This is a genomic window from Natroniella acetigena, assembly GCF_023227745.1.
GTDB classification, from domain to species: domain Bacteria; phylum Bacillota; class Halanaerobiia; order Halobacteroidales; family Halobacteroidaceae; genus Natroniella; species Natroniella acetigena.
On sequence record NZ_JALKBX010000071.1, the window covers coordinates 1 to 11,567 of the forward strand.

Sequence of the window (11,567 nt, forward strand, 5' to 3'; positions counted from 1 at the left end):
TTAATCCTTTTTTAAAAGAAAATGAAATTCTAAGAATAAGCGAGCATAAGTGAGATAAATTTAATTTATAGAGGGAGTGGTAGAATGTTAAAGGAGAAATTAGAGGGAAGTATTAGGAATAAGATTATGTTGATCATAGCAGTTACTAGTATAGTGATTTTTACTGCAGTTATTCTAATTACCAATTTTTGGATTTATGAATCTGTATTTCATCTAGTTGAAGATATGGTAATTGAAACTACAGCTGAGGAAGCTGATTTGATTAGTGATTGGTTTGAGGAAAGAAGGGGTCAACTAGAAGATTATGCTGCAACTTCAGAAGTTAGGAGTGCAGAGTGGGAGCAAGCAGAAGAGTTTTTAAAGGAACGGCAGGAGGAGTATTCTAAGACTTATGAGATATTATTCATTGCCGATAGTGATGGATATGTCAATGCTACTAATGGGGCGACTGGACAAGCAAGTGACTTAGAGTATTTTCCGAAGGCTATGGCTGGAGAAACTGTAGTTACAGATCCCTTTACTTCGCGGGGAACAGGAAATCCAGTTTCAGTTGTTGCAGCTCCTATTAAGGATGATGGGGAAGTAGTAGGAGTGATGGGAGGGACAATTAGTTTAGAAACGACATTATTTGAGTTGGTTTCTGATATGGGTGTTGATCATCGAGATTCTTTTTCATATCTGGTTAATAGTGAAGGGCAGTTTATTACCCATCCTGATTCAGCGTTGGTTTTAGAAGAGAATATAAAGGAAAGGCCTGAGCTGGAAGATGCAGCGGATAATATGCTCAATAACCAGAGAGGAAGAGTAGACTATACTTTAGATGGTGTTAGTAATTATGTTTATTTTCAGGAGATTCCTGAGATTAATGAATGGAAGTTAGCAACTAGGGTGCCTGATGAATTTATCAGTCAGCCTATAAATAATGTTAGAAATGTTTTGATTGGTATATTAATAATTACTTTAGTACTCTTATTAGTTGTAGGGTTTAAGCTTGGTAGTTATATTACTGAGCCTATTGGTGATATAATGGCTACAATTAAGCAAATAAATGAAGGTGATCTGACTGTCCAGATTGAGAACATAGAAAGAAATGATGAATTGGGCGTTTTAGCAGAGACTATCAATAAATATATTATTGAAAATAGAAGGATAGTAGCAGAATTACACGAGGCTGCGGAAGATTTATCAGCTTACAGTGAGGAGTTATCAGCTTCAGCAGAGGAAGGAACTGCGACGATCGATAGTGCTAAAGATTTAATTGAAAATATGTCAGCGGGTATTCAGCAGATTTCAGCCAGTGCTGAGGAAGTAGCAAGTTTTTCTCAAGAAGCTAATCAACAAGCAAGTTTTGGTAGCGATAATCTTGAAGAGACAGTTGAAAGCATTAGAGAGATTAACGATTCAGTTCAAGAGACTGTAGTAGTAATTAATGGATTGGCTGATAATTCAAAAGAGATTGAAGAAATAGTAGAGTTAATTACTAATATAGCTGAACAGACCAATCTTTTGGCTTTGAATGCAGCTATTGAAGCAGCTAGAGCAGGTGAACATGGACAAGGTTTTGCAGTTGTAGCAGAAGAGATAAGACAGTTAGCTGAAGAAACTTCCCAAGCAACTGAAGAGGTTACTGAGTTGATTATTAGAACAAAAGAACAGTCTGAGAAGGGATTAAAAGCAGTTACTGAAGTGGATGAAAAAGCAACAACAGGTCAGGAGATTGTAGAACGGACTGGTCAAGTGTTTACTAAAATTTATGAGGCAGTAGAAGAAACTTCAGTCCAAATTGAACAGACTGCAAATGCTACTAATGGGTTGGCCCAAAATAGTGAAGAAGTAACTAATGCAACTGAAGATATTAAGAATATGTCTGATGAAGTTGCTAACTCATCACAGGAATTAGCAAAAATGGCACAGAAATTACAAGAAGTAGTAGAACAATATAAGGTTTAAGTTTATAAGATAGATAACTGTAACTTGGAGAGGTTTAAACCTCTCCGAGTATTTTAAAATGATTAGTCTCTATTAAAAGCTAGTAGAATAACTTCATCATTGCTATCTTGATTTATTTCTGCTTCGATATTTTTGATTTTTTCTAGTTGTTCTTGGTTTAAGTCTGTATATTTGTATCCATTTACAGCCATTATTTCACCTCCATTTCATATTTAAAGTCTCTCCAGTTTTAAAAATAGTTATACATCTTTTGCACGTAAAACCTGACGGGCTTGCCCTCAGGATGTAAGTGCTATTTCAAAAATAATTCGATATTATTTTTGAAATATGATATACTAATAATAAGTTAAGGTAAATCTAACAACTGAATATATAGGGTTGTAGCAAGAATTAAGCGATAACCAAGCTCCTTTGCTACATAAAATATTCAAGGTATCAGAATTCCTTAATCGTCAGTACCGTAGGGCGTACGGGATTCTAAGCCTCTGGAGAAACTGTAAGACCTACCAAATCTAATAATTGATATTAGGTTGACATAGGCTCGTTTCTAGGAATGAGGAATCCACGTTGGGCTTGCCCCGTGGAGCGTCAAACATTCTTGGAGTAACTTAATTTGTCCCTTAAATAGATAAAAATTTATTAGAATTATCTTTTCATTTTTGTAATTAATTTAAATAATTAATATTAAATTATAAAAAAGATTTTTTAATGAAATTCCTTGACTAACGACCATAAGTAATGTATAATATTAACAAATTGAATAAGTCTACATTTTAGGTTCAACAGATTTGCTGTTGATTAAAAGGGAATCAGGTTAAAATCCTGAACGGTCCCGCCACTGTAACTGGAAGAAAAAAAGCAGTTAATAGTTAATAATGAATATTGAATAGTTGAAGTTCAAGATCAAAAACTATTGACTGTTAATAAGACTTAAGTAAGCCACTTGGAGGAGTTAGTGATTAGTAACTAGTTACCAGCTACTAGCAACTAATAACAAACCTTCAGGGAAGGTTAAGTCTGTAAGCCAGAAGTCAGGAGACCTGCCTAAAATGGGGGATAATATCACTCACGAGGATGGGAATATTAGATATATGATTATTCTATCCTTTCTCTGTTGTGAGAAAGGATTTTTTATTAGAATGTTTTAGTAAAGTCTTCCCTTTCTACCCCTTTCCTTCATTATGTGAGAAAGGGGTTTTATTTATTTTTGAGATTTTTTCATAGATTATAGTTTGTGTTAATTACTCATTTTAAAACACTTCTTAAACAGCATGTAGAGGTGAGATTGAGAAGACTAATTAAATTATAGTTTTTCTCCCTGTGCATGCTAATTTTTTAAAAGTATAATCAACATCTGGATTTATTATATCTTCGTTGGTAAAAGAAGGTAGGTAATTGGTTATATATTTATTGTTATGTTAGTGTGTTTTTATTAATTTGCTGTTAATCCCATAGTATAGTAGTACCCTTACTTTCAATCTTTAGTTGAAGTAGAGTTTTCAGCTGAAGATTGAAAGGTGTTTTTTGCAGGGATATAGTGTAATACCAAAACTAAATAATGCTAAATAATTGGGTGCCGCTGGCTACGACCAGGGGAGAATAGGGAATCAGGTGCAAAGCCTGAACAGGCCCGCTACTGTAACTAGCAAAAGAGCAATTGACAATTGATAATTGATAATTACTAATAAGACTTAATAAAACCACTTGGATATTTCAATATCTAGGGAAGGTGAAGTCTATAAGCTAGAAGTCAGGAGACCTGCCTAATCATTGAGCCTACAGATCTTCGATGGTAAGAGGGAGTAGGTAATTAGTCCTAGTAGCTAGTTATCTTGAGTCTCAGATTATTGAATTGAGACCTTTATATTTATAAGCAACCCTGATCTTGATATCAAGATCAGGGTTAATATTATTTTAATGGGGGATGCTTATAAGAAAGAATTAGAAGTTAATTTGTATAATAACAAAAATTTTAAAGAGATGTAATACGAAAAAGAAAAGGAGGTACTTTAATGAAGTTAAAGTTTAAGAGATTAAGAAAAAGATTAATAACATTATTAGTAATTTCTCTTTTGGTCTTTAGTTTATTTGGTTGTGGAACAGAAGAGGCTATGGATGAGCAGGATGTAGATTTAATTGATGAAGCAGAAGAACAGGTGGAAGTTGTTAGATTAGAAGGAGGGAGTGATGATGGTTATCCTACTCCCTATGCTCATTATTCAAGAGGGCCAGGAGCATATAAGATGAATTTGATTTTTGATGGCTTATTGGAGAGAGATGAAGATGGATTGGTTCTTTGGTTGGCTGAGGACTATGAAGTCAGTGATGATGGTCGACAGTATCTGTTTACTATTCGTAATGAAGTTAAGTGGCAGGATGGAGAGGCTATGACTGCTGAAGATGTTAAATTTACTTTTGAATATAGCAGTGAACATCCAATGGTAAGAACGCGAGTTGAACCTGATGAGGTTGAAGTGGAAGTAAAGGGGGATAATCAAGTTTTATTTACTGCTTCTGAACCCAATGCCAGTTTGCTTTATAATCTAGGTAGGGTTCCTATTATCCCCAAACATATCTGGGAAGATGTGGAGAATCCAGAGGATTATCTTGAAGAAGAAGCGGTGATAGGAACTGGACCATACCGCTTAGCGGATTATAGTCAAGAGCATGGTACTTATCGTTTTGAAGCTTTTGAGGACTTCTGGGGGCCAAGGCAGAATGTGAAAGCTATAGAATTTATACCTGTTAGTGAAGATATTATGGCCTTTGAACAGAGGGAAATAGATTTAACCAGAATAGGAACAGACTTATTACCACGTTTTGAGAAACAGGAAGGGGTTGAAGTTGTACAGAGACCAGCTTTCTGGGGGTATCGTTTACGATTTAATATGCAAGATAATGCTCAACTTGAAGATAAAGAGTTAAGACAGGCTATCAGTTATGCCCTGGATCTTGAAGATATGGTAGAAAGAGATGCTCGGGGAGCTGGTGTGCCTGGAAGTGCAGGGATTTTGCCTCCAGATCATGTGATGTATAATCCTGAAGTGAAGAATTATGGTCAAAATTTAGATAAGGCAGAGGAATTACTGGTAGACTTAGGTTATGATCAGGTTAATGAAGATGGAATTCGCTATAATGAAGATGGTGAGAAGTTGTGCTTTGATTTATTTGTCAGAGATAGTACGATCAGATTAGCAGAGATAATGAATGAACAGTTGTCTGAACTGGGAATTAATCTGTCAATCAGAAGTGAAGAACGTCAGACGCATGATAATCGACTCCATAACAATGATTATCAATTAATTATTCACGGTGGAGGTGGCTGGGGAGGTGACCCAGATTATTTAAGAGAAAGATTCATGACTTCAACTGATGATGAGGAATATGTTGACACACAGAGTTTAGGTTATGAAAATCAAGAGCTGAATCAATTATTGGAAGAGCAAAGGTATGAAGTTGATCAAGAAAGACGTGAAGAAATAATTTTTGAAATTCAAGAATTATTGGCTGAAGATGTACCTCAGATTGCACTTTATTATCCAGCGGGTTATACAGCTTATAGAGCAGATAAGTATGATGGCTGGATGTTTATGTTCGATCATCATTCTTTAACTCATCCTAAACTCTCTTATCTAACAAGGGAGTGATCTTAATTGAAAAAAGTAAGAGGTATGAGAGTAATAGAGTATTTACTGACTGTTTTAGTGATAGTAACCCTTAATTTTGCACTTCCTCGGGCTATGCCCGGGGATCCCTTCCTGATTATGTCAGAAACTGAGGAAGATGTAGTGGTTTTGACAGAAGAACAACGAGAGTATTATTTTGAATTATATGGTTTGGATAAGCCAATTACTGAACAATATGTTTCTTATCTAGGTGATTTGCTTAGAGGAGATTTGGGTCTCAGTATTTATTATAATGAAGATGTAAGTACTATCATTTTACGTAGACTACCATGGACATTATTTCTAGTCATTTCTACGGTAATCTTACGGACTATAATTGGAAGTTTACTTGGAACCATTTCGGCTTGGTGTCGGGGGAATTTTTTCGATCAATTCTTATTTTTTAATCTGATTACCATTTCAGAAATTCCCGCTTTTATTACAGGACTATTAATTTTATTTGTTTTTTCTGCTATGTTGGGACTATTTCCTCTTTCAGGGGCTATGAGCCACTTTACAACTTATGAAAGTTTATGGGAACAAATAGTAGATATTCTCCACCATGCTTTTTTGCCGATTATAACTTTAACCCTGGCTAGATTGGGGGGGATTTATTTACTAGCTAGAAATAGTGTAATTACTGTTATTCAGAAGGACTACTTAGTTACTGCCCGGGCCAAGGGTTTAAGTAAAGGACGAATCCTTTTGCGCCATATTTTAAGAAATGCCATGTTGCCGATAGTAACTAGAACTTTTTTGAGTTTAGGTTCTCTAGTTGGCGGGGCGATACTGGTGGAAAATGTATTTAACTACCCTGGTTTAGGTCTTCTTATGCAAGAGGCAGTAAATGTACATGACTATACTTTGATTCAGGGAATTTTCCTGGTAGTAGCTCTTTTTGTTCTAGTGGCAAACTTAATGGCAGATTTAATATATAAACATCTTGATCCAAGAATAGAGAGTCAAGAACAAACAACAAGTTAGGTGGGAAGATAATTATGGATTTTTATCCAAAAGTCAAATCAGCAGTTAATTATTTTAAACAGTTTTCTTTATCAGGTAAGTTGGCTCTAATTATGATCTTAATTATTTTGTTAATAGCTATTTTTGCTCCTTGCTTGAGTTCTCATCCTCACCAGAGATCATCGGGGTCGGCGCTTACTCCCCCTGATGGAGAACATCTATTAGGAACCGATGATCTGGGGATTGATCTGTGGGCTCAGATAGCCAATGGGGCTCGGATTAGTTTGATGGTGGGCTTTGGAACTGCCCTACTGGCTGCTCTGGGTGGAGGGATTTTAGGTATTATTGCTGCTTATAAGGGTGGTTTGATTGATAAAATTTTGATGAGATTAATCGATATTATGATGGTGATGCCTGATTTACCGGTCATGATCTTGTTGGCTGCCTTCTTTGGCCCCAGTCTATTTAACATTATTTTAGTACTTAGCCTCTTTTCCTGGATTAGACCGGCTAGAGTTGTACGTTCTCAAATTTTAATGTTAAAGGAACAAAGTTATATTAAATCTGCTGAGAGCTATGGGGCCAGTAGCTGGTATTTAATTTGCAAGCATTTTTTACCTGAAGTTTCTCCTCTATTGGCTGTTAGTATAATTCGGCTGTCGGGTAGAGCTATTGTAGCTGAAGCAGGACTTTCCTTTTTAGGATTAGGTGATCCCACTTCTAGAAGTTGGGGATTAATCATTCATCATGCACTCAATTTTGCAGGGATTTATTATACTCCTTTTTGGAGATGGTGGTTGTTGTATCCTTGGTTAGCACTGACTATTTTGATAGTTTCGTTGGCCTTTATTGGTCGTGATCTGGAAAGAATAGTCGATCCACGATTGGGAAAATAAGGAGGAATTAGTAATGAATGAAGATAATCAGTATTTGCTTGAAGTAAATGGTTTATCTGTTATTTATGGATCTGAAGATAATAAGTTAAAGGCGGTTGATGGTCTTTCACTTCAGATGAAGGAGGGAGAGACTATAGGTGTTATTGGGGAATCAGGATCGGGGAAGAGTACACTGGCTTTAGCTATAATGGGACTGATTAAGGGGGGAGAAATTAAAGGGGAGATAGTTTATGATGGTCATGATCTAGTAGGCTTATCAGAGAAAGAGTTAAAGGAGTTTCGTTGGCAGAAGGTTGCTTTGGTCTTTCAAAATTCTCTGGAGGTGCTCAATCCTGTTTTGACTATTGGAGAGCAGATCAGAGAACCCCTTCAGACCCATTATGATTTATCTAAAAAAGAACTTGAAGGTAGGGTAATAGAGTTATTGAACTTAGTAGGTTTAAATCCTGAATGGAGAAATCATTATCCCCATAATCTATCAGGAGGAATGAGACAGAGAGTCTTGTTAGCTATGGCATTATCTTGTGATCCTGAGCTTTTAATTATTGATGAGCCAACAACTGCTTTAGATCCTGCTAGTAAGGAAGAGATATTACAATTGTTAAATAAATTACAGAAACGATTAGGTTTTGCTATGCTTATGATATCTCATGATTTAGGAACTATTAAAGAGCTTACCTCGCAGGTAATGACCATGTACTGTGGTCAAGTAGTTGAAGTAGGACTTACAGAAAAGGTATTTAAAGACCCTCTCCATCCTTATACCAGAGGCTTATTAAACTCCTCCCCGAATCTCTTTAAGTATAAGGATCTGTGGGGGATTGAAGGGGAGGTATCCCAAGGAAAGGGTTGTGCTTTTTCACCCCGTTGTTGTCAAAGTGGAGAAAATTGTAATGATTCAAGGCCTTCTTTAGAATATGTTGCTCTTGAACGGATGGTAGCTTGCCATAAAGGGGGAATCGAGAAGTTTTTGGAAGCTAGAGATATAAAGAAGACTTATCGGATGAAGGGTAAAGAAGTTAAAGCTGTAAAAGGAGTAAATTTAGAGATTAAGAGTGGAGAGGTAGTAGCTTTAGTTGGTAAGTCTGGTTCTGGAAAGTCTACAGTGGCCCATACTTTGGTAGGGGTTAAAGATTTTGATGAAGGAGAAATATATTATAGAGGCAAGAAGGTGGAAGATAACTGGGCGACTAAGATGATCGGAGGAATGCAGATTGTCTTTCAGGATCCTTCATCTTCAATCAGTAGTCGATTAAGGGTCTTAGATGCCATTAAGGAGCCGCTGGATATAATTAAATGGGGTAATCAAGAAGCAAGGAAAGAAAAAGTAGTTGAATGCTTGCAGAAGGTACAGTTACCTGCATCTAAGGAGTTTTTGGACCGTTACTGCCATGCTTTGAGTGGGGGCCAACGCCAGCGAATAGCTATAGCACGAGCTTTAGTAACTGAGCCTAAATTATTGATTGCTGATGAGATAACTTCGTCGTTAGATCCTTCAACCCAAGCCAATTTATTAAGAAAGTTGAAGGCCTTACAGAATCGAGCCGGTTTTGCCATGTTATATATTACACATGATCTACATTTGGTCCGTAAGATTGCCGATAAGGTCTGTGTAATGCATGGAGGTGAGATTGTAGAGCGAGGTGTTTCTTTTGAGATCCTTGAAAATCCAAAGCATGGATATACAAAAAAGCTCTTAAGTAATGCTTTTAGAAGTTTAATTTAGATTTTAAGGGAAAATAAAAATTATTAAGGAGATGGTGAATGATGGAATTTGAAGTTGTTGGTACGGTAGAGAGTAAATTTAAAGAGCCAGTTGGCCCAGATAAAATGCGACAAGAGGAGAGTACTATTGTGATTAAACCAGAGTATGAGGAGGGGCTTTATCGAATTGAGGACAATGACTATCTACAGGTGGTATTTCAATTTCACCTTTCGGATGGTTATAAGCTGAAAGCTCCTCGTCGCCATGGTAAAGAGAGAGGGGTTTTTGCATCTCGCAGTCCTAGGCGACCTAGTTCTATAGGTATTACTTGTGTAGAGTTACTTGAGCGAGAGGGCAGAAGGCTTAAAATAAGAGGATTGGATGCTATAGGTGGAACACCAGTGCTTGATCTTAAACCTTATGCTTCAGTTATGGATGATCCGAAGAAAGATTCTACTGCTAAAAAAGAGGAGACTAAATAGGAAATTAGTTATTAATTAATGCTTGGAGCATAAAAGGAGGAAGATCATGTCGGATCTTAAAAAGAATGATAAAGAAAGTACAGTTACAGATAAATCCATGCTAAAAGTATTAAGTCGACTTATTGGTTATGCCCAGAATCATTGGTTGGCTCTGCTAGGGGTAATCTGCGGTGTTCTAATTTCTACGGGATTAGGTCTTCTCCCTCCTTGGCTGATTCGATATGGTATAGATAATATGATTTCTGAGGGAGAACCAGATTATCTTTGGTTATTGGGGCTTATTATGGTAGCAATATCACTATTAAAAGGAGTTATAGATTTTGGCAAAAGATATCTAGCTGAGTATGTATCACAGAGTATTATCTATGATATTCGTAAAACATTATACACTCATCTTAACAAACTTTCCTTTCTATTTTACGATCAGAGCCAAACAGGAGATATTATGTCTCGTTTAACAGCTGATGCTGATGCCTTGAATCGATTTTTATCAAATTCCAGCATACATATATCTGGAAATCTTTTGACCATAGTGGGCGTATTTATTATTATGTTCAGTTGGGAGTTTAAATTAGCAATCTTATACCTGTTGATGTTACCTTTAATGATACTAGCTATGAAGAACTATGCTACTGGAGTTAGACCTATGTTCCGCAGAGCTAGAAATAAATTTGCTGAGCTAACATCAATCCCTCAGGAAGTATTTAATGGGATTAAAGTTGTTAAGCTTTGTGGATGTGAGAAGTGGGAGGTAGAACGATTTAAAGAGGAGAATAGAGATTACTTTGATATCAAAATGGAAGCAGCTAAGCTTTCAGCTAAATGGATGCCTTATACTCGTTTTATATTGGGATTAGGTACTACCTTGGTAGTCTGGTATGGGGGACGATTGGTCATTAATCAAGCAATTTCTGTAGGAACTTTAGTTGGCTTTATAGGCTATATATCTATGTTGATTAAGCCTATTAAACAGACAGGGATGATGATCAACTTTAGTTCTCAGGCTGTTGCTTCTGCTGAAAGAATCTTTGAAATTTTGGATATTGAACCTGATATTAAAGATTCGCCAGAAGCTTACGAACTACCAACTGTTAATGGAAAGGTTAAATTTAAGAATGTCTCTTTTTCCTATCAAGATAATAATCAGGTTTTAAAGGGGATCAATCTAACTGTTAATCCTGGTGAAACTATAGCTATCGTAGGGCCAACTGGAGCAGGGAAGAGTACTTTAATCCATTTAATACCCCGTTTTTACGATCCTGATAATGGAGAAATCTTAATTGATGGTCATAATTTAAAGGAGGTTACTGTTGACAGTCTCCGACAGCAGGTAGGTATCTTACTTCAGAATAACTTCCTCTTTGCTGCCTCTATTTATGAGAATATCTCATATGGTGTTCCAGAAGCTTCTAGAGAAGAGATTATTGAGGCTGCTAAATTGGCTCAGATACATGAGTTTATTACTTCACTGCCTTTAGGTTATGAAACTCCAATAGGAGAAAGAGGGGTCAATCTCTCTGGTGGACAAAAACAAAGGTTAGCTATGGCTCGAGTTTTACTAACAAATCCTAGACTGTTGATACTCGATGAACCTACTTCTAGTATAGATATTGAAACAGAAGAAAAGATGCAGTTGGCTCTAAAAGAGGTGCTCAAAGATCGTACTACTTTTATTATTGCTCATCGGCTTTGGACGGTACAAAGAGCAGATCGTATTTTGGTAGTTAAGGAGGGCCAGATTATTGAACAAGGAAGCCATGAAGAGCTATTAGCCAATAATGGACTTTATAGTAAACTCTATGGCTCTGTCTTAAAATCTGGGAAGATAGAAGAGTACTCTCAGCTAAAAGGAAATATTGGAAGACTGAGTATTTAGTCTTAGGATGCTTTGCAATTATTGATGGTT

General features: G+C 36.5%; 8 protein-coding genes and 2 riboswitches. Of the genes, 7 read left to right on the plus strand and 1 reads right to left on the minus strand.

Annotation, left to right across the window (positions count from 1 at the left end):
• Positions 1-84: 84 nt before the first annotated feature.
• A complete protein-coding gene (locus MWH25_RS11695; RefSeq protein WP_248627831.1) occupies positions 85-1,950 on the plus strand; it encodes a methyl-accepting chemotaxis protein in 1,866 nt (621 codons plus the stop codon).
• Positions 1,951-2,012: 62 nt separating this feature from the next.
• On the opposite strand, the gene MWH25_RS12980 is transcribed toward MWH25_RS11695, so the two are convergent.
• Entirely contained in the window at positions 2,013-2,141 is a 129-nt protein-coding gene (locus MWH25_RS12980) for a hypothetical protein (RefSeq protein ID WP_282706959.1), read from the minus strand.
• Positions 2,142-2,708: 567 nt separating this feature from the next.
• A riboswitch (cobalamin riboswitch) is annotated at positions 2,709-3,012 on the plus strand.
• Positions 3,013-3,504: 492 nt separating this feature from the next.
• Positions 3,505-3,731, plus strand: a riboswitch (cobalamin riboswitch).
• Positions 3,732-3,962: 231 nt separating this feature from the next.
• On the opposite strand from MWH25_RS12980, the gene MWH25_RS11700 reads away from it, so the two are divergent.
• From MWH25_RS11700 to MWH25_RS11725, 6 genes are read left to right on the plus strand one after another with little or no spacing between them, the layout of a single operon-like run.
• Positions 3,963-5,597, plus strand: a complete 1,635-nt coding sequence (locus MWH25_RS11700; RefSeq protein ID WP_248627832.1) for an ABC transporter substrate-binding protein — start codon at positions 3,963-3,965, stop codon at positions 5,595-5,597.
• A gap of 24 nt (positions 5,598-5,621) precedes the next feature.
• On the plus strand, positions 5,622-6,599 hold the full coding sequence (locus MWH25_RS11705; RefSeq protein WP_345947260.1) for an ABC transporter permease: 978 nt from the start codon (positions 5,622-5,624) through the stop codon (positions 6,597-6,599).
• A gap of 14 nt (positions 6,600-6,613) precedes the next feature.
• Positions 6,614-7,474 carry an ABC transporter permease gene (locus MWH25_RS11710; RefSeq protein WP_248627834.1) on the plus strand — a complete coding sequence of 287 codons (861 nt, stop codon included), beginning with the start codon at positions 6,614-6,616 and terminating at the stop codon, positions 7,472-7,474.
• Between the two features lie 13 nt (positions 7,475-7,487).
• Positions 7,488-9,200: a dipeptide ABC transporter ATP-binding protein gene (locus MWH25_RS11715; RefSeq protein ID WP_248627835.1), complete on the plus strand. Its 1,713-nt coding sequence runs from the start codon at positions 7,488-7,490 to the stop codon at positions 9,198-9,200.
• Between the two features lie 38 nt (positions 9,201-9,238).
• On the plus strand, positions 9,239-9,661 hold the full coding sequence (tsaA, locus tag MWH25_RS11720; RefSeq protein WP_248627836.1) for a tRNA (N6-threonylcarbamoyladenosine(37)-N6)-methyltransferase TrmO: 423 nt from the start codon (positions 9,239-9,241) through the stop codon (positions 9,659-9,661).
• A gap of 46 nt (positions 9,662-9,707) precedes the next feature.
• Entirely contained in the window at positions 9,708-11,537 is a 1,830-nt protein-coding gene (locus MWH25_RS11725) for an ABC transporter ATP-binding protein (protein WP_248627837.1), read from the plus strand.
• The last annotated feature ends 30 nt before the right edge of the window (positions 11,538-11,567 follow it).

Bases quoted from the DNA above. Each gene is read 5' to 3' on its own strand.
- MWH25_RS11695 (WP_248627831.1), top strand. From the start codon at position 85: ATGTTAAAGGAGAAATTAGAGGGAAGTATTAGGAATAAGATTATGTTG.
- MWH25_RS11700 (WP_248627832.1), top strand. From the start codon at position 3,963: ATGAAGTTAAAGTTTAAGAGATTAAGAAAAAGATTAATAACATTATTA.
- tsaA (WP_248627836.1), top strand. From the start codon at position 9,239: ATGATGGAATTTGAAGTTGTTGGTACGGTAGAGAGTAAATTTAAAGAG.
- MWH25_RS11715 (WP_248627835.1), top strand. From the start codon at position 7,488: ATGAATGAAGATAATCAGTATTTGCTTGAAGTAAATGGTTTATCTGTT.
- MWH25_RS11725 (WP_248627837.1), top strand. From the start codon at position 9,708: ATGTCGGATCTTAAAAAGAATGATAAAGAAAGTACAGTTACAGATAAA.
- MWH25_RS11705 (WP_345947260.1), top strand. From the start codon at position 5,622: ATGAGAGTAATAGAGTATTTACTGACTGTTTTAGTGATAGTAACCCTT.
- MWH25_RS12980 (WP_282706959.1), bottom strand. From the start codon at position 2,141: ATGGCTGTAAATGGATACAAATATACAGACTTAAACCAAGAACAACTA.
- MWH25_RS11710 (WP_248627834.1), top strand. From the start codon at position 6,614: ATGGATTTTTATCCAAAAGTCAAATCAGCAGTTAATTATTTTAAACAG.